Genomic DNA, 19,761 nt, shown 5'->3' with positions numbered 1-19,761 from the left:
AGATCGGTTTTTTTATGCGCATACTATTGAGGATCAACTGGCGTCTTTTAAAACCATCGCCTCACCCTGCACTTTTTTAATGGCAACTGGCACACCGTTTAAAGCCGTATTACCGGTTAATTCATCAATCAATAAATCGTCGGTCAGATCATTGGCGTTTACACCCGGTTTTTGCAGCGCATTCTGCATTTGTACGCCGGATAAATTGTGGCCATAACCATGTGGCAGACTGACAACACCCGGCATTAATTCATCGGTAATTTCTACCGCGACGTTAATAGCTCCCGTACGCGACTCTACTGCTGCCATATCACCATCAACCAGATTGTGTTGCGCGGCATCTTGCGGATTAATCATTAAAGTACAACGGTCAGCGCCTTTAATTAATCGCTGACTGTTGTGCATCCAGGAGTTATTCGATCGAATATGGCGACGGCCGATTAGCAGCAGACCATCTTGTTGCGGAGCCAGCAATTCATCTTTCACCCGCTGCAACTCGGCCATAAAAATATCCGGAGTTAATTGCAGCTTTTTATCTTTATGGAATAAGCGCTCAGGCATGCAAGGTTGTAATGCACCCAAATCAACGCCCTGGGGTTGTTTCTGCAATGCGTCTAAATCCAGTCCGGACTTACCCGCTTTGAGCATTTTATTGAGTAAACCCTTAGGCTTTAACCAACGAATGGTTTTATAAGTCAGCCAATTGGTAAGTCGTTTTTTAACCGATCCGGTATTCAGCCCTTCAGCCAATGATAAAATAATTTGCCAGTCTTCTTTTTCTCCGACAGCGGGCTTAAATAATGGCTCAGAATATTTCGCCACATTACGCACCGCAAAATTATTAAAAATCAGATCATAGTGATCACGCTGCAGATGACTGACTGGCGGCAAAATAATATTGGCATGGCGAGTCGTGGCATTAATGACCGTATCAATGCACACCATAAACTCTAGTGACTCAAACGCCTGGTCCAGTTGGCGGCTGTTCGGCGTTGAAATCACCGGATTACCCGCCAGCGTTAACATTGCTTTAATTTGGCTACCACCCACCGCCGGATCAACCGGCGTGAGAATTTCTTCGGCTAATGTTGCCACCGGAAATTCGCCACCAAACTCCGGAAAATTCCGTACACGACTGCGATATACATCGTAATGCCCACGACTGCCCCGGGCAGCCAGAATAGCCGGCAAATCGACCGCCGGTGCTGTAAACATCGCTCCGCCCGGACGATCAAAATTACCACTGACAATATTCAAAACATTAATCAGCCATTGGCATAAGCCACCGTATTGCTGAACGGAAACACCCATACGGCCATAACACACGGCTGATTCAGCGGTTAACCACTGAGTCGCAATGGAACGTAAGCGCGGCGCTGAAATACCGGTTTTTGTCGCCGTGATTTCCGGTGAGAAATCTGCACTTAATAATTTCAAATCCGCACTGACGACATAATCCGGCAGCGCAGGCAGCTCGTTTTCATGAGTAAAAATATGCAACAGCGACAACAGCATCAGCACATCTTGGCCCGGACGAATAAACAAATGCTCGTGGCTGAATTTAGCGGTTTCACTGCGACGCGGATCAACCAGCACCACTTTACCGCCGCGTTCATCAATCGCTTTTAAACGATTTTTAATATCCGGCACTGTCATTAATGAACCATTTGACGCAACCGGGTTGCCACCAATCACCATCATAAAATCGGTTCGATCAATATCAGGGATGGGTGTGACCAGCTGATGGCCGAGCATAAAATAACTGGCCACATGATGCGGTAACTGATCCACCGAGGTGGCTGAAAATTTATTACGAGAACCAATGGCTTTGAGCAACATAGGGCCGGTCAATAAATTACCGTAATTATGAACGTTAGGATTACCGAGATAACTGCCCACCGCGTTTTTACCGTGACGTTGCTGTACCTTTTTCAACCCGGCCACGGATTCTGCAATGGCTTGATTCCAGCTAATTTCTTTCCAGCTGCCATCCGCCATCTTCTTCACCGGCTTGGTTAAACGATCCGGATCGTTGTGCAAATCCTGCAGCGCCGTTGCCTTTGGGCAGATGTAGCCACGACTGAACGGGTCATCTTTGTCACCTTTGATTGACAGTATCTGTTCATGCGGTGCATGGCCCTGCAGGGTTATTTCAATGCCACAGGTGGCTTCACACAAACAGCAGGTACGCTTATGAACACGTTGAGGTTGATTCGCTTCCATCATCGAGGGCCTTATCACGGTGTTTTTCTTTTTTTATTAAGAACACTATAAATGAGTCACATGCGGCAAGCTAACGGGCATTTGTGCCAAATCTACGCAGTGTTGCACGATTACTCTAACGACAGCCACCAAAACACAGGTATCAAAACACCTGCTCCTTGCCTTAATGAAACCAATTCTCAATTACATAACGATTGACTATGCGACCAAGGCACAACATTCATACAACTTATAATGAACATAAGGCGAATAAGAACACTTTATAACCTATTCGACCAACGACCTTCTTAACCCTTAAGACACTATGGCCTATAATTGCCGGTCGAAATTCCGTGTGAATATTAACGTTTTAGCGCTTTGCTAAGAGGTCTCTTTGTTAAGAGTTTCTTGGTATCGCTGCTAAGCCTCAATAAGATGAAGGATGAGAGATTCGTATGAGCTTGTATTCTGAATACCTACAAGAGATCGAGACGCGTAAAAGCGAGCTTGGCCTGAACCCAAAACCAATCGACAGCGCTGAGCTGCTGTCTGAAATCATTGCCCAGATCAAAGACACTGGCAATGCAGAGCGCGAAGCTTCTCTGAACTTCTTCATCTACAACACCCTGCCAGGTACGACTCCTGCGGCTGGTGTTAAAGCTAAGTTCCTGAAAGACATCGTTACTGGCGCAGAAACGGTTGCTGAAATTTCTCCAGAGTTCGCTTTAGAGCAACTGTCTCACATGAAAGGCGGCCCTTCTGTTGAAGCTCTGCTGGACATCGCTCTGTCTGACGACGCTAACAACGCTGCTGCGGGTGAAGTTCTGAAGTCTCAGGTATTCCTGTACGACGCAGACACCAAGCGCTTAGCTGATGCTTTCAAAGCGGGCAACGCCATTGCTAAAGATATCCTGGAAAGCTACTCAAAAGCTGAGTTCTTCACCAAGCTGGACGACATCCCAGAGAAAATTAAAGTTATCACCTACATCGCTGCTGAAGGTGATATCTCTACTGACTTATTGTCTCCAGGCAACCAGTCTCACTCCCGTGCCGACCGTGAACTGCACGGCCAGTGCATGATCACTCCAGAAGCACAGCAAGAAATTAAGAAGATGGGTGAAGACAACCCAGACGCTAAAGTCATGCTGATCGCTGAGAAAGGCACCATGGGTGTTGGTTCTTCCCGTATGTCTGGTGTTAACAACGTTGCACTGTGGGCTGGTGAGAAGACTTCTCCATACATTCCTTTCATCAACAACCGTCCGGTCGTTGCGGGTACTAACGGTATCGCACCTATCTTCCTGACTACTGTTGGTGTAACCGGCGGTATCGGTCTTGACCTGAAAAACTGGGTTAAGAAAACCGACGCAAACGGCGAAATCGTACGTGACGCAAACGGCGATCCAGTACTGGAAGAAGCATACTCTGTTGCTACCGGTACCGTTCTGACCATCGATACTAAAGCTAAGAAACTGTTAGACAGCGAAGGCAATGTACTGTCTGACGTAGCGGACGCTTTCACTCCACAAAAAGTGGAATTCATGAAAGCTGGCGGTTCTTACGCGGTAACTTTCGGTAAGAAGATCCAAACTTTCGCTGCTGAAACTCTGGGCGTTGAAGCTCCAGTTGTTTACGCTGCTTCTAAAGAAATCTCCAACGAAGGCCAGGGCCTGACTGCAGTTGAGAAGATCTTCAACCGCAACGCTGTTGGTGTTACTTCTAAGACGCCACTGCACACGGGTTCTGACGTTCGCGTTAAAGTGAACATCGTTGGCTCTCAGGACACTACTGGTCCTATGACTTGTCAGGAACTGGAAGCAATGGCTGCTTCTACTATCTCTCCTGATGTTGATGGTGCATTCCAGTCTGGCTGTCACACAGCTTCTGTATGGGACAACAAAGCTAAGGCCAACACGCCTAAGCTGATGGCGTTCATGAACGCATTCGGTGTAATCACTGCACGTGACCCGAAAGGCGTTTACCACTCCATGACTGACGTAATCCACAAAGTACTGAACGACATTACTGTTGACGATCGCGCGATCATCATCGGTGGTGACTCTCACACCCGTATGTCTAAAGGTGTGGCGTTCGGTGCTGACTCCGGTACGGTTGCCATCGCACTGGCAACGGGTGAAGCAGCAATGCCAATCCCAGAGTCTGTGAAGGTAACCTTCAAAGGCAACATGAAGCCACACATGGACTTCCGTGACATCGTACACGCTACCCAAGCGCAGATGCTGAAGAAGTTCTCTGGCGAAAACGTCTTCCAAGGCCGTGTGATCGAAGTACAAATCGGTACTCTGCTGGCTGACCAAGCCTTCACCTTCACCGACTGGACTGCAGAAATGAAAGCGAAAGCTTCTATCTGTATTTCTACCGATGAAACTCTGATCAAGTCTCTGGAACTGGCTAAGTCCCGTATCCAGATCATGATCAACAAAGGTATGGAAAACGAAGCTGGCATGCTGCAAGGTCTGATCGACCTGGCTGACAAGCGTATCGCTGAAGTTAAATCTGGCGAAGCACCTGCTCTGGCTCCAGACGACAACGCTAAGTACTACGCAGAAGTTGAAGTTGACCTGGACGCAATCGACGAGCCAATGATTGCTGACCCAGACGTAAACAACGAAGACGTATCTAAGCGTTATACTCACGACGTGATCCGTCCTACTTCTTACTACGATGGCCGTAAAGTTGACCTGGGCTTCGTTGGTTCTTGTATGGTTCACAAAGGTGACATGCAAATCATCGCTGCCATGCTGCGTAACCTGGAGAAGAACGGTCCTATCACGTTCAACGCACCACTGGTTGTTGCGCCACCAACGTACAACATCGTTGACGAACTGAAAGCAGAAGGCGATTGGGACATCCTGTCTAAATACGCTGGTTTCACTTTCGACGATGACAACCCGAAAGAAGCTGCTCGTACTTCTTACGAGAACATCCTGTACTTAGAGCGTCCTGGATGTAACCTGTGTATGGGTAACCAGGAAAAAGCGGAAGCTGGTGACACTGTTCTGGCTACTTCTACCCGTCTGTTCCAAGGCCGTGTTGTAGAAGACAGCGCTGAGAAGAAAGGTGAGTCTCTGTTAGGCTCTACTCCAATGGTTGTTCTGTCTACTATCCTGGGTCGTTTCCCGACTCTGGAAGAGTACAAAGCAGCCGTTGAAGGTATCAACCTGACTTCTTTCGCTCCACCATCTGAAGACCTGGCTCGCCCAGCTATCCCTCTGAAAGCTGTTTAAGCTTTAGAGGTGACTAGCCCGCTTTCTGCCGTTTACTGCAAACAGCAAAAAGTGGGCTAAGCTCAGATATAACGGTTGGGTTTTGAGGTTCTGAAAAGAACTGCTTCTAAGCACAAAAGATCAATGACGACAGAGTGGATTTAGGCTTCAGCCTATGTAGCTCACTGAACTGATCGGCTTCTACTGAAAACAAAACGCGATCGAATAAAAAAACCGGCACTCGCAAGAGGAGCCGGTTTTTTTGTATCTGCGCAATCAAGCATGACGAAGGGAGTGCCATTCATCCGCCAAATCCCACATAAAATCAATTTTCTTCTTCACACGAGTTTCATTGAAGAAGTCAAAAAAGGGGTCGGAGAACTTAACCTCCTTTCCTTCACAAAAGCCATCGAAAGTAGCCATAGAATAATCAAAGCATCCTTTATAGTGATAAAGTTGCGGCAACTCGTCTAGATACCTTTTTAAGTTAAACTCTGCCTCGTTAGCATCTTTGTAAAATCGAAACTCTTTCTCACCCCTGTTAACACTTCTCAGATCGAATCCGCCATTTCCAAAATATCTTTCCAAAATAGATGGATCTACTACGGGAAATCCATTAACAGATATTCCCACCCCATGAGGTGAACTCGACATATAGCAAGCAATCACCTTCTCTGGATTCAATTCGAAATTTGCAGAAGAATCATATTTTTCTTTAAACCTTTGATATTCATCAATAAAGAACTGTCGCTTCCTACCCAAATTAGATGTTTTAATTTTTCTTATATTATTTCCAAAGCCTTCACTTCCAACCCTATAGACAAAAGACTTAGCTTCGATAATTAAGTATGTTTCACCAATCCTTAAAACAATATCTGCTTCTTCATTATCCCTGCCTTTTTCCTGCTTGAATCCAACTTTAAGAATTCTGCAATACTTGTCGCGTAAAATCGCATTATTATTAATTTGTCCTGATAAGATACGCTCAAACTCATTTTCAAAAAAACGACCTTTATTTTGCATTTTCTGATTATTAACAGCTAACTTCACCTCTGAATCAACATAAAAATCAACAACTCGAGTAAATTGACCAGTTAACAGAGCAGGAAGGCACAAATGAATCAGGCCATCCTTTTCATACAATGGCTTTACATATAAATCTGATTTCCTAATTGTACTTTTATTATTCGTGAACAAAGATACCACCTGCTCCGCCTTTATTTGACCAAAACTCGTACAACGAATTAAAATCTCCACAATCTCATCTTTTGAAAAGGCATAATAAAATCCCTTCTCACTCTGACCTTTCAGAGAATTAAGAAAAGAAAGAGCCAGATTTGAAGCAACAATCCAAAAAACTATCAAGTCAAAAATTGAAACCTCATCATAATTACTAAATTTAACATCCATAAAATCTTTATAGTAAAACTTGATCTGGCATCCCAACATATAAACTTGTTTATAAACAGAATCATTTACCTTTAAAAAATCTACCTTCAGACAACCCATAGACATATCAATTCTTGATGGAACGCATCTAATACCATGATTCAAAGAAGAGCCGTCTTTCCCATAATCGGATCGTAATTGTTCCATTTGGTCTTGAAACCTTTGCAGTGCAATACTCTCACCAAAATCCAATTCACTATTACATGTTAGAAACTCAAAAGAGCTTGGCAACTCGTGCATTTCTAGTCGGCCATTTTCAATCTTCTTCCACTTCTCTTCCAAATAAAGCCTCTTGCTCGCTGACTTTAACATACGCTCATACACGGAATATTCTTTAAGACCTGAATAATCAGAATGTGCTGATGTTTTAAGCATCAGCCATATACCATCACTGATAGTCTCAAAAGTTGCATTTAGACTGCTTTCATCAGGACCTCTACCATCTCCAATATCGCTAAAAACCTTTACCGAGATAATAGTTTGATACATTAGCAACTCAATTTCAGAGAGCCTGCCATGCTTTTCAATAATACTCTTAAATTCTTCATCAACATCTCGAAGTAAGTTACCAATAACAACACCACACCGCTTATACCCATCTTCACAGCCCACTGTTGCATTCACCCATTTCCTTTCATCGAAGAAGTATGTAGTTGGTAGATACTTCATAAAAATCCTTAATAAAATAAATTATAGCAATCAAGAAAACACTAAGTTCTCTCCTCAGTGTAACAGCTCAAATTTCCCCTTCTAGCAGTAGCACTTACAAGGCTAAAGAAACCAGCAAACGTATTATCGCCTGGCAGATATAAGCGCATTACAGATAAACTGCAGTACGACAATAACGTTCTCACATACCTCTGCACCATAAAAATATTGCGCAGAATAGCCGTTTTATTGGCTCAATTGCGCACGCCTTGCACCCCAACATACGAGCTCGGCTATCCACCAGGGCATAGATAGGAAAACGGCAAAAATCAGAATGATAAAACCAACGATGCTAACCAAAGGCCTTCCCTTATATTCTCCAATCACATCAGCAGACTAGCTGGCGTCACTGAGCGTTTTTAATGAGGATCCATTCTACGCCAGTTAAAACAGACAATGAGCCGCTAATTCGAATTTTACGGCTCAAGAATCGGCCTATTATGAGCCGCAAATACAAAATTTGTGGCTCAAGACGAACAACTGTAGTGCGACACCCCACCCGCATGAAAATACTCAGCCGGTTTCTGACGATAAAACTTCGCTTCTATTTCCGGCGTTTGCTCATCATAAGGATGCGTTAATACCTGCTGCAGTTCTTTCACTAAGCTGTAATCGCCCTGCGCGGCCTGCTGATACGCAGGAACCACCAGCCATTCGCGCCAGGTGTATTTGGGATTGGTTTGTTTCATTTTCGCAGCAACAAACGCTTCTTTCTGATTTTCCAGCACCGTATCACGCCACTGCTCTAACCAACTTTGCCATTGCTCATTTAAGTGTTCAGAATCTTCGAGATAGAAGGTTTGTTTCAAAGGCTCAATGCTGGTCGGCACCGATGATAATTCGCGGAAGAAGCGTGTGTAATCAGCCTCCGATTGATGCATCAGGGACAATAACTGAGTCGTCAGTGCCTCGTCGTAGCTATCAAGCCCGAGTTTCGCCGCCCACATAGTTTGAATAGCGATGCGCTGTTCTTTTTCAAAACCCCGGCGAACCTCATCCAGTTGCTGTACATAGGCATCATCGCCCTCACTTTCCAGCAAAGTTCGTACGGACTTCCAGAACATATGGAAGTTAGCTTCAGCCGCTGCGGGTTGATTAAAGAAGGAGAAATGTTCACCGCCGCCGGTCCAGGGCTGGAATTGCGGATCAAATTGCTCACAAAAACCAAACGGCCCATAATCAAGAGTGTAACCACCCGCCGGGCAGTTATCGCTATTAAAGTTGCCCTGACAGAAACCCACACGAATCCAGTTCGCTACCAACGCCGTTAAGCGGCCACGGAAACATTCCGCCAGTTTAATCACCTGATCCGGGAAGGATAACGTCGTATCAATGTCGTCTTTATATTCTCGTTCAATCAGGTGCTGAACAATTAATTTCAGCTCGCCCGCCGCATGATCATATTCTTTATTACGGGTACGGCGGGCAAATAATTCCACCTGGCCAACCCGTAAAAACGACGGTGCCACCCGGGTGGAAATCGCCACTGGATTATCGACAAGAATATCCGGCTCGTAGGTTTGTGATTGTTCGGAATACCAAGGACGAGTCACGGTTTCGGCTTTCGAGGTAAATAAGGTTAGCGAGCGTGAGGTTGGAATACCTAACGCGTGCATATGCTCCTGAACTAAAAATTCGCGCACACTGGAACGTAATACCGCACGACCATCGGCACCACGACAATACGGTGTACGACCACCGCCTTTTAACTGCATCTCCCAGCGTTTGCCGTTAAACACGCCTTCAAATATCGACATCGCCCGACCATCGCCATAGCCATTCCCGGTACGAAACGGACACTGCTGAATGTATTCCCGGCCATAAATCGACAATGCATAACCGGTTGCCCAGCCATAAGGGTGCATGGGTGAAAATCCGGCTTGCGATACAGCCTCCAGCACAGGAGAAATATCCGCCGCAAAAATCTTGGCAAAGGCTTCATCTTTCACCAACGAATCATCCAGACCCAGCTCAGCAAATAAGGTGTTGCTATGGGCGATGTATTCCGGTTCTGCAATCGGGGTTGGTACCACCGGTACATAGTGCCCCGAGAACACCTGCCGAGGTTGATGTTCCATACCATCTTCACGGGCGTCCGGGTTGATGTTCAGATTTTCCAACAGAGAATAATCCGCTTGTGCACTGAACTCGCTAAAGTTGGTAATCAGCTTGGTATCCGATACAGAGGATGAAGACGACATAAGGGGCAGGCCCGGTAATAAACGATGTCGATTAGTTTACTCAGCTGATCACGTGAAAGACACCGACCTGACATATCTTTGTGAACGCTTAAAGCCCCTAGAAAAAGTAGTAATTTTGATTGAGTGCACACTGTATTTTTCGGATAATTGCGCTCTCTTACCCCATCGATAAGGACATCCCTTGGGCATATTCTCCGTATTCTCAAAAGACAAAAGCTTTGCTCTGCCGGTTATTGGCAGTGTGCGCCTGAATCAGCTTGGCTTACACCTGTTCCGTATACGCCTGGCCGATGTATTTTTAACCTTACGTCGCTTTCAGGTCATGGGGCCGTTTCGGCCACAGGAATACAAGCAATTCAAACAAGATGGCATCCTGGCACTGGAGAACTTTTTGCCAGACGATGAATTCCAGAAACTACTGAACGAAGTTCAATATACCATCACAACTACCGACCAACACACTCCGATTCAAAGTTACGGTGAAGAAGGTTTTGGCGACAAACACAAACATGCCTGGGGATTTGATCGTTACGATGGCGGCACGCTGAATCGGTTTTATAACATCACAGCCGAGCAACCTTCTACACAAGCATTTATTCATAATAAGCGCCTGAAAAAAATCACCAAAGCTCTGGCTGGCAGCTATCACGATGGCTCAAAATATTTTTTGTATAAGTTATTTCATGGTAAAGAAGAGCAAAACGCAGATATACAAAAAGTGATTCACCGCGACACATTTCACAGTGCGATTAAGCTTTGGTATTTTTTAGAAGATGTTGAGCCAAAACATGGGCCATTTCATTATGCACCGGGCACACATAAAATGACGCGAGAGCGATTACAATGGGAAAAGCAACGCAGCATTAAAGCCAGCTCAGAAAATAAAGGCGGCGCGTTCCGGATTGAAAAAGAGGAGCTGGATGCACTTTCTGAAGAACCACTCAAGGCTTATCCCGTTAAAGCTAACACTCTGGTCATTGCCGATATTCGTGGCTTTCACTGCCGTGGTCAGGCACTGGAAAATCAGGCGCGTTTGAGTATTTATGCCAACATTCGCCCCTCCCCTTATTTACCGGCCCTGCCGTTGGCTTTAACCAAGCGAATTGCCGGATTATTTAAATAATAAAAGAACGCGAAATGTATTATGACGTGTGGTGAAAGAGGACTTTCTGATGAAGTTACGGTACCGTTTAATAAACCAGAGGCGCCCTAGAAATCTTCTTTTAACAACAATCGCTCATCCTGATAAATGACCTCGCCCGATTCCAGCAAATCGTTGTAAGCCTGTTTAATTTTATTATGCAGCTCTTGTCCGTTCGGGTGTGATTTGAGCACCACAATCGGCCAGCCCTGTAATGCTTCCAGCGTCTGACTCCAGATGTTTTCATGCTCGAGGTGTTTCTTTTTAATTACTTGTCGGAAAGGATCTTCCAGCGTAATCAGGTAATCAACCCGCTCCAGTAATAAAAGCCGTATCGCCTGCTCAACGCTGTTTACAGCAACCACATTGTAATTGCCCGCTTCCAGTTTTTCCGCATAACTGCCTAACGGATAGCCACGTTTAATGGCAATGGATTTTCCTTCCAGCTGATCAAAACCTACTACGGGGGAAGATGGCCGCCCGTAAACTCTGAGTTCTACCTTGGTTTGTGGCACCGGAAATAAAAGCTGGCTATCGGTTGTTGGATTATTGCCATAGGCCAGAATTGCAACATCGTCCGGAAATGAAAACTGGCTGATACGCGCGTAAGGAACGGTTTCAATATTGATCTTTAACCCGGCCTGTTGATACAGCTTTTGTGATAAGCGGGCGTGAAATCCGGTGATTTGTTGATTGCTGTTGTCCCAATAAGGTGGAAAGTACAGGGTGTAATGGGTGATCACAGGCTCATCGGCAACATCCTCTGCCATCACCCAACCGCAGCTAATCAGCATCAACAACAAAATGTGCCAACGGATGTTAAACATTGCTATAAACCTTATACCCACAATGAATCTAAGTTTAAGTTTAAGTTTAAGTCAAAGTTAACAAATAGCCAGCCCTAATAAACTGGGGTTTATTCAAAAGCAATTAAATAGATAACGGTATAAGCTTAGCGATAAATTTGCTCAGCCCAAACCGTGAGTCCCGCCGCCACACTGCCAAAGTGGTCACCATCCACCACCGGGATATCCCCCAGTTTTTGCTCAACGGCTGCGCGTACAACCGGAGATTGCGCCGTACCACCGGTCACGTAGATACAATCAGGCTGGCAACCGCCCTGAGCCAATGCCTCATCCATCAGCGCCACCATCTTAGCAACCGGCCGCTCTACGGCATCTGCATACTGCTGCCGTTGAACCATGTGCATCAAGCCCGCTTCAGCGTAAGTCAGGTCGACCTCTACTTCGCTGTTTTCGGACAAGCTGATCTTCGCCTGCTCGGCACTGCGGACCAGATGATGATTCTGGCGCTCCTGGCGTAAACGAATAAAACGACGTATCAGTTCAGGTTCGGCGTTATCACGCACCAGCTGATCAAGATACAAGCCGGTTTCCAGGCTGTTAAACGTTGTCTGGGCACTGACATTATTGGTGGCAACCGCATTAAAAAAGGTTTGCTTCGGGACCGGCTTACCCGTTTTCATCAATGACTCAGAGCCGAACAAAGGCAACAACTGATGACTGGCCAGTTGGATGTCCAGATCGTTGCCCCCTACCCGCTCACCGCTGTGGCCAAGAAAGTCGGCACTGCGGTCACTTTTCTGGCGATAGTCAGGCCCCATTCGCACTAACGCACAGTCGGTTGTACCACCGCCGACATCCACGACCAAAACCGTCTGATTGTGCTGTAGCCGTTGCTCGTAGTGCAGGCCTGCAGCGATGGGTTCATACAGGAATTCAACCTGCTGAAAGCCTGCACGCTGGGCCGCCACTGTGAGAATATCCAGCGCCTGTTTGTTACTTTCACTGGCATTCAGCCCCTGAAAGTTAACCGGACGACCAATCACGGTATGCGTCAGCGCCGTATTCGCTTGTTGGTCTGCTCGCAGTTTCACGTTTTGCATCATCGCCGTCACGATGTCTTCAAAAAATGCCAGCTGTGGTGGTTGCAGGCCGCTGGCACCCAGAAATGACTTAGGTGACTTCACAAAATAGCCGTCTTCGGGCCAGTCAAAATACTGCTGGAAGGCTTCGCGACCAAAAAACAGGCTTTGCTCATCCTTATCGAAGCCTTCTTCCTGCCGCACCCGACGTGCCTGTGACAAGCTGGCGCTTCTCAGATTAACAAACTGCTGCTGTTGGTTTTTATCGCGGATATTAAGGCCGACCGATTCACAGATCAGCTCTCTCGACAAGGCGTACAAGGCGGACGGCAGGAACGCTTTGTCGCCTTCTAACGGCAATAACGAAACGCTATTGCTGCCAGAAGGGGTGATGCCAATTGCGCAGTTAGAAGTACCAAAGTCGAAACCAGAAATCATGAAGGGCAGCAACCTGTGATCAGGGAAAATCAAACGGCCGCGGACATTACCACAAGCCTCTGAAACAGCCAATTAGATGGCCCAAATACGTGTGTTTACTATCAAGAGTTACAATTTGTAATAAATTTGGCTTGAACCTGTGCGTTCAGTTGGTAGTCTGAAAGTGAACCACCGGAGCTGTTATGTCCGCCAAACTCTTATTGTTTATTGTCGCCAGTTTTATGACAGCCACGTCTGTACTTGCCTCATCGCTACCAAGCGACCCTACAGACACGCATACCGATTGGCTCTCTTATCGGGAGATTTTTACTCCCGTTGTGCCGGTTACCGTTCCTGAGGGTAAGAAACAATTAGGCCAGAAGCTGTTCAGAGATCCGCTATTATCCATTGATCAGTCATTGAGCTGTGAGAGCTGCCATTACCAACAATACGGCTATGGTCTTAACAGTAAGCTGACAAAAGATCGGTTTGGCGATCATTCACTGCTGAACTCTCCGGGCCTGGCCTACAGCAGCCTGATGCTCTATCAGAACTGGTCTGGCAAATTTCCAACTCTGGAAGACCAGTTGAATGCTGTCATTACCAACCCGAAGGCCATGGCCATGAACTGGCCCGAGCTGATTAAGCGCTTAAAAGCAGCACCACATTACCCGGCACTGTTTAAGTCGGCCGGTTACAAACAAATTAATCAGCAAACCATTACCGATGCCATGGTTGCTTACGAAACATCACTGACACAGCCTTCCCGCTTTGATGCGTATTTATTGGGAGACCTGGACCGGCTTTCAGAAACAGAAAAACAAGGCTTATCAAAATTTAAGCAATTCGGCTGTGTCAGTTGCCATCAGGGCATTGCGATTGGTGGTAATTTACGCCAGAAGATGGGGGTGATGCGAGACTATATTCCGCAACATGAATTAGGGTTAACCCTACACGATGGATTTTACAGCATTACCCGTAATGCAGCCGACAAACACTTTTTTCGTGTTCCGACACTTCGCAACGTAGCCTTAACAGCCCCCTATTTTCATGATGGTTCAGCGGCGACAATGGAAGAGGCTATAGAGGTAATGTTCCGCTACCAGCTGGGCATTGATCCCACCGAAGAAGATGTTGCAGACATCGCCCAATTTTTACACAGCTTAAGCAGTATTGAATATGAGCAATAATAAGCTGATTATTTTCGTTGCCGTGACGGTGTTTTTATCGTTTCCATTATTATGGCTGCTGCAGGACAGTTCCAACATCAGTATTGTGGAAGGAAACAAACGCTTTACCGCGCTGGCAAAATTTCGCCAACACCACGCGTCACTGTCGGAAGCCGTTTTACGCGTCCGAACGGGGATGGATCAGAATTACGATCACCTGTCACAGATCCAGTATCAGACTGATCAATATTTTACCGTATTGGAACAGCTCTTTATGCATGAAGATGCAGCACAACAGCATCTTCAACGAGTTCAGGAGCTACACCAGCAGCGACTCAATGCCATTGAAGGTTTTAAATCGACCCAGGCCAGGTTAGCAAACTCTCTGCGCTTTTTACCGGTTTTGCAGCAACAATTATTATCGGATTCGAGCAGTATCGCCGCCGAGCATCAATATTTAACCGCGCAGATCAGTTTGAATCTGACGAACTATCGGTCCCTGTCAGATCAAAGCAGCATCCATCAGGGGAAACATCTGTTATCTCAATTGAGCAGTCGCTTTCCGGATGATAATAATGCGGTTAATCATTTTATTACGCATGCACACAAGCTGCTTGAATTTCAGCAACAGGAGTCCGGCTATTTATCTCAGATTTTGAGTTCGCCGCTGTCTGAAGAACTGGAGTCCCTGGCGTGGCAACTTCAAAAATCGCATACCCGAAAACTACTGGACTCTGAAAACCTTAAATCATTTATGATTTTATATTCAGGCATTCTGGCATTAATGGTGGTCGCATTTATTGTCAATCGTTACCAACTGCGACAAAGTCTGAGTGAAAAAACCATCATCAGTGAAAAAGACCAGCTGACTGGCCTGCACAATCGCCGCTACTTTATGTCTCAATTAAAAAGCTCACTGCAGCAACCGACAGCGAGTGGCGCGCTGATATTTATTGACCTGGATGGCTTTAAAGCCGTTAACGACCAAATGGGACACCATCATGGCGACATTGTTTTGTGCCAAATTGCAAAACGTCTGGAGGGATATTGTCTTTCGTCCACACGGACAGGCATTACACTATCACGCTTAGGGGGCGACGAATTTGTATTATTAATACCAACGCTGCACGACTCAAATACCGATAGTGACATTGAGCTAATGTGTCAGCAGCTCATCAGTTTGTTAAATGAGCCATTGCCTTACCCTTATGACAACTTTTCCTTATCAGGTAGCCTGGGAGTGGCGTTTTACCCGCAACATGGCATCACAGTTACCGATATTATGCACGCAGCCGATCAGGCAATGTACCACGCAAAAAAAATGGGAAAAAACACCTACCACCTCCATCAGAGGCATCCTATTTAATACCAGGAGAGCTGCGCCACGGGTAACCTTTTTTCGCCTGTTCAAATGCGTATTGATACAGATGGTTCATATAAGCCTGGCCAGATTGCTCTTCGCCATTAAATTTAAAATCAGGGCCAATATAAGCCAACTGATAGAGGTAATTATCACGCTCTGAAATCAGCTTCATTTTATACAAATCCCCCACTCCCTGATTTTTAATCAGGGTATTGATACTGCGCACTGAGAGTGCGTACACATCGGCATCAGTGGCCTGGTATTGCGGTTTCACCTCAGAGTTACGGATGATATAAAGATTACGAACAAACGGGTTTTCTTCGGTGTATTCGCTCAGGTCGATATCAACCGGATAAATGAAAACCTGAGAGGTCACACCACCGTCAACGTGTAATTCCTGAAACCGCCCTTTTTCAGATTCAACGTTAAATAATACCGGCGGCATCATTCCCGGGATTGCCGACGACGCTAACATAACCTCGCGGAAAACCATCAATGAATTAGGATGGCCACTGCTGGCCAGTGCTCCCATATCCCAGATAACCGGACGTTCGGAATCCAAGTTGGTGGTGCCTATCAATAAACGTCGCCCTTTTTGATGCTCGGCAGCGATCAGCTCCAGCACTTCCTCATCAAAAAACTGTTCAACAATGGTTCTCAGTGGTGTTGTATCAGTAATGGCTGGGCCGCCAAAAAATCCGGCAATGGTTTCCCAGAAGCCAGAGACGATTAATTCATCCATCGACATACTGGTAAATAAATATTCCAGCTCTTTATCGTATTCAGGGCCAAGAAACGCAAAGGGAGCAATCAACGCACCAATACTCACCCCCGTCACAATATCAAATTCTGGCCGGGTACCCCGCTCACTCCAGCCAGCCAGTAATCCCGCGCCAAAAGCACCGTTTTCACCACCGCCAGATAAAGCCAGATAGTTGATACTGGTTTTGTCTTTAAAATCAGGCTGTGCTTTTTTAACCCGGGCATTGGCATCGATCATTTCACTCAGGTTCTCTGGTTTCGCATCGCCCCAATAGCGGATGGTCTGCTGAATACCCTCAACCACAACCTGATCCTGCTGACTCTCCGGAACAGCAATTCGTGGCGGCGCACTGGAACAACCCGCCAAAACAACCAATAAACCCATAAGTAATGGAATACCAAACGATTGGTTCAGGCACATCACACGACACCCTCTGAAGTAGTCATTAATCACCATGATAAAACGCTGATATAGATATCATCGACCAAGGAATAATACCAATATATTCCTTAATATGAATCCGATTATTATTCGTACAACTACGTAATTTTTACGCAGAAACCCTTAATACCTTAGTTGTAAATTACAACTAAGGTTGAAGCCCGTTTTGTCGAATATTGAATAGGCAATCAGTACATTTGCGGCTCTCGAAAAAACAAACAAGACACGAGGTACTGCCTATGGCATTAGAACGTCAGCACGGAACGGAACACCCATATTGGCCTGCGGGCCCATTCAAAATCCGTTTACCGTTTATCCATTACCGTTGGGAATTCCCGGAGATGATCCAGGGATTCATTATGTTTGTTGTGGGTCTGGCTATGATTCCACTGCTGCAGAAATACCTCGGTATGCCTTATGAAGCCGCACTGGCATTTACCTTTATTGCCGGCCTGGGTTATATCCTGCCGGCACTTTTGGGTGTACCTATGGTGCCTGGTTGGATTACTCCGGCGATTCCGGTGGTGCTGCTGTTCCTGGGCGGGTACGAGCCTGGGCCAGAAGCCATTAAAGCCATGTTCGCACTGCAGATCGAAGTCACCATTATTTTCCTGGTACTGGGCTTGACGGGCTGGGGCTCGAAGCTGGTTAACGTGATTCCGAACTCACTGAAGTCCGGCATCATTATTGGTGCGGGTATCGCGGCACTGATGGGTGAACTGAAAACCGGTGGCCGTGTTGATTCCACCCCTATCTCACTGATTGCGGGTTCGGTAGTAGCTGCGTACATCCTGTTCTCTCTGTCGTTTAAAAACGTGATGGAACAGAATGCTTTTGCTCGTAAAATTGCCAACTTCGGTATGGTTCCGGGCATGATCATCGCCATGATTATCGGCTGGGTTGTGGGCGAATACCCGCTGCCAGAGATTGAGTGGGGCATCACCAACCCTGACTTTGGCCTGATGGCAGATTACCTGATCTTTGCGACTGGCTTCCCGGAAACTGAAATGTTCCTGCTGGCGATTCCAACCGCTTTGATTGCTTACGTTATTGCCTTCGGCGACATTCTGGTTGGCCGTACTCTGCTGGAACGTGTTGACCGTGAACGTGACGATGAAAAAATCGAAATCAACGTTGACCGTGTTCACGTGGTTACCTCAATCCGTAATGCTCTGCACGCGTTCCTGGCGCCATGGCCTGGCCTGTCTGGCCCGCTGTTTACGGCAGTACACGCTACCGTTGCCGAGCGTTACGCCATGGGCAAAAAAGCGATGGATTCCATCTACTCAGGTGCCGGGACTTTCTGGATCGCTGGTTTAATGGCTCTGCTGTGTTTACCGCTGGTGACCATGTTTAAACCGGTACTGCCAATCGCCCTGTCACTGACCCTGATTTTGACCGCCTACATTTGTATTATGGTGGGTATGGAGCAGCTGGATAACCCAACCGAGCGTGGTGTGGCCGGTATTGTTGCTGTGACTCTGGCTATGCCAGATCCAAAATCAACCGTATACGCAATCGTCATTGGTCTGCTGTTGTATTTCCTGATTGAGCGCCCGAAACTGCTCGGCAAGCATGATCCGGAAGATGAGGTCATTTTCTCTGCTCAGAAAGATGATGCCTGATTAACTGCTCCCTCCGCAGTTTTGGCCCCGCCCTCTGATGAGTGCGGGGCTTTTTTGTTCAGGACGATAACTTACGAAACAGCCACTCTAACGGACCTCGTTGAAAATACTTTAGCCAGGCAACACTGAAAATAATTCCGCACACAAAGAAAATAGCAGCACTAAACAGACTGAAGTCAATTGTCTGATCATTCAGTCGCCCGATGGCTTCTAACAGTCCCATTCCTAACAAAACATGAGCGGCATATAGCGTTAAGGCTAACTGACCGGTTTGAGCCAGCCATAAGATCAGTAAAGAATGGGAAAAACGCTCGGCAACCAAGCAACAAGCAAGCAGCATCATCACTGCAGTGCTGGCTGCAGACAGCATATATTGTGGCAATGGCGGAATAATGCTGACACTCAGCAATGGCTGTAATTCCAACGGTGACACCAGCCTTAATCCGTAAAAAACACTTTCAACAACAATAAATACCAACAGTGCACTCAGGAAAAGTTTCTTTCGTACCTGGCTGTTATTTAATTCCTGATGACCAAGCCAGATACCGAAGATTAAAAATCCTGCCCAGGGAAAAAATGGATGAAACCCATTAAAGAAAAGGTGGCGAATCATGCCATCGAGTGTCCAGAAATTCTGATAACTGAGAGCTGGCCAGTGCCAGTTTTGATCGTAATCGAACACCAACATCAACACTGGAAAAGCCATTACCAACGCCAGAGAAAGCCACAACAAAACACGTTTGGAGGCCATAAAAACATATGCAGCCAGCAAAAAATAAACGCCATAAAAGTGCAGAATATCAGCTTCCCAAATTGGCGTATAAGCCAAACCCAGACCAATCAGTAGCAGCCCTCTTTTCAGCAATTCACGGCGTTTTGTGCGAATCAAACCAGTATCAGGGTTTGCTCGTACCTTACGCGTGAGCAGCGCAATGCCAACGCCAGCAAGAATGACAAATAACGCTGAGGCCCGCCCTTCAAATAAGCTGGCAAACATAAGTCCGGCATCTGAGCCTGTACCAGCATTCATAGCGATTTTAAAATTCACAATCACCATGCCAAAAATGGCCAGAGCACGTGCCACATCAAAGCCTAATGTGCGTTGCGCAACTTCGTTCATGGATGATATTTCCAATCGACTTGAGAATTGATTGAGCAGATTAACCGACG

At 46.3% G+C, this 19,761-nt stretch carries 12 protein-coding genes; 5 read left to right on the top strand and 7 right to left on the bottom strand.

Annotated features, from left to right (window positions below; translation table 11 throughout):
• Nucleotides 1-33: 33 nt before the first annotated feature.
• Nucleotides 34-2,226 carry a molybdopterin oxidoreductase family protein gene (locus KFF03_RS08240; RefSeq protein WP_255860595.1) on the bottom strand — a complete coding sequence of 731 codons (2,193 nt, stop codon included), beginning with the start codon at nt 2,224-2,226 and terminating at the stop codon, nt 34-36.
• Between the two features lie 431 nt (nt 2,227-2,657).
• On the opposite strand from KFF03_RS08240, the gene KFF03_RS08235 reads away from it, so the two are divergent.
• Nucleotides 2,658-5,450, top strand: a complete 2,793-nt coding sequence (locus tag KFF03_RS08235; RefSeq protein ID WP_255860594.1) for a bifunctional aconitate hydratase 2/2-methylisocitrate dehydratase — start codon at nt 2,658-2,660, stop codon at nt 5,448-5,450.
• 255 nt (nt 5,451-5,705) lie between these two features.
• Here KFF03_RS08235 and KFF03_RS08230 read toward each other — a convergent pair whose 3' ends face one another.
• Together KFF03_RS08230 and KFF03_RS08225 are read right to left on the bottom strand one after the other, a co-directional pair.
• Nucleotides 5,706-7,547 carry a hypothetical protein gene (locus KFF03_RS08230; RefSeq protein WP_255860592.1) on the bottom strand — a complete coding sequence of 614 codons (1,842 nt, stop codon included), beginning with the start codon at nt 7,545-7,547 and terminating at the stop codon, nt 5,706-5,708.
• Between the two features lie 506 nt (nt 7,548-8,053).
• On the bottom strand, nt 8,054-9,787 hold the full coding sequence (locus tag KFF03_RS08225) for a YdiU family protein (protein ID WP_255860588.1): 1,734 nt from the start codon (nt 9,785-9,787) through the stop codon (nt 8,054-8,056).
• Nucleotides 9,788-9,968: 181 nt separating this feature from the next.
• Between KFF03_RS08225 and KFF03_RS08220 the strand changes: the two genes are divergently transcribed.
• On the top strand, nt 9,969-10,910 hold the full coding sequence (locus tag KFF03_RS08220) for a phytanoyl-CoA dioxygenase family protein (RefSeq protein WP_255860587.1): 942 nt from the start codon (nt 9,969-9,971) through the stop codon (nt 10,908-10,910).
• A gap of 86 nt (nt 10,911-10,996) precedes the next feature.
• On the opposite strand, the gene KFF03_RS08215 is transcribed toward KFF03_RS08220, so the two are convergent.
• Nucleotides 10,997-11,755, bottom strand: a complete 759-nt coding sequence (locus KFF03_RS08215) for an ABC transporter substrate-binding protein (protein WP_255860586.1) — start codon at nt 11,753-11,755, stop codon at nt 10,997-10,999.
• 125 nt (nt 11,756-11,880) lie between these two features.
• Entirely contained in the window at nt 11,881-13,251 is a 1,371-nt protein-coding gene (gene yegD / locus KFF03_RS08210; protein ID WP_255860584.1) for a molecular chaperone, read from the bottom strand.
• 182 nt (nt 13,252-13,433) lie between these two features.
• Between yegD and KFF03_RS08205 the strand changes: the two genes are divergently transcribed.
• Together KFF03_RS08205 and KFF03_RS08200 are read left to right on the top strand one after the other, a co-directional pair.
• Nucleotides 13,434-14,420 (top strand): cytochrome-c peroxidase, encoded by a 987-nt coding sequence (locus KFF03_RS08205; RefSeq protein WP_255860583.1) that lies wholly within the window; start codon nt 13,434-13,436, stop codon nt 14,418-14,420.
• On the top strand, nt 14,410-15,765 hold the full coding sequence (locus KFF03_RS08200; protein ID WP_255860582.1) for a diguanylate cyclase domain-containing protein: 1,356 nt from the start codon (nt 14,410-14,412) through the stop codon (nt 15,763-15,765). The genes KFF03_RS08205 and KFF03_RS08200 overlap by 11 nt, the downstream gene beginning before the upstream one ends.
• Here the strand turns inward: KFF03_RS08200 and KFF03_RS08195 are convergent.
• Nucleotides 15,758-16,945, bottom strand: coding sequence for a patatin-like phospholipase family protein (locus KFF03_RS08195; RefSeq protein ID WP_255860868.1), 1,188 nt, complete (start codon nt 16,943-16,945; stop codon nt 15,758-15,760). The genes KFF03_RS08200 and KFF03_RS08195 overlap by 8 nt on opposite strands.
• A 260-nt stretch (nt 16,946-17,205) precedes the next feature.
• Between KFF03_RS08195 and KFF03_RS08190 the strand changes: the two genes are divergently transcribed.
• The gene (locus tag KFF03_RS08190) at nt 17,206-18,591 is read left to right on the top strand and encodes a solute carrier family 23 protein (protein ID WP_255860580.1); all 1,386 of its coding nucleotides are present in this window, start codon (nt 17,206-17,208) and stop codon (nt 18,589-18,591) included.
• 58 nt (nt 18,592-18,649) lie between these two features.
• Here KFF03_RS08190 and KFF03_RS08185 read toward each other — a convergent pair whose 3' ends face one another.
• The gene (locus KFF03_RS08185; protein ID WP_255860579.1) at nt 18,650-19,711 is read right to left on the bottom strand and encodes a DUF418 domain-containing protein; all 1,062 of its coding nucleotides are present in this window, start codon (nt 19,709-19,711) and stop codon (nt 18,650-18,652) included.
• Nucleotides 19,712-19,761 lie beyond the last annotated feature (50 nt).

Source organism: Bacterioplanoides sp. SCSIO 12839 (assembly GCF_024397975.1).
Classification (GTDB): Bacteria; Pseudomonadota; Gammaproteobacteria; order Pseudomonadales; family Oceanobacteraceae; genus Bacterioplanoides.
The sequence above is the reverse complement of the archived record's forward strand: the minus strand, read 5'-3'. Positions and strand labels throughout refer to the sequence as shown.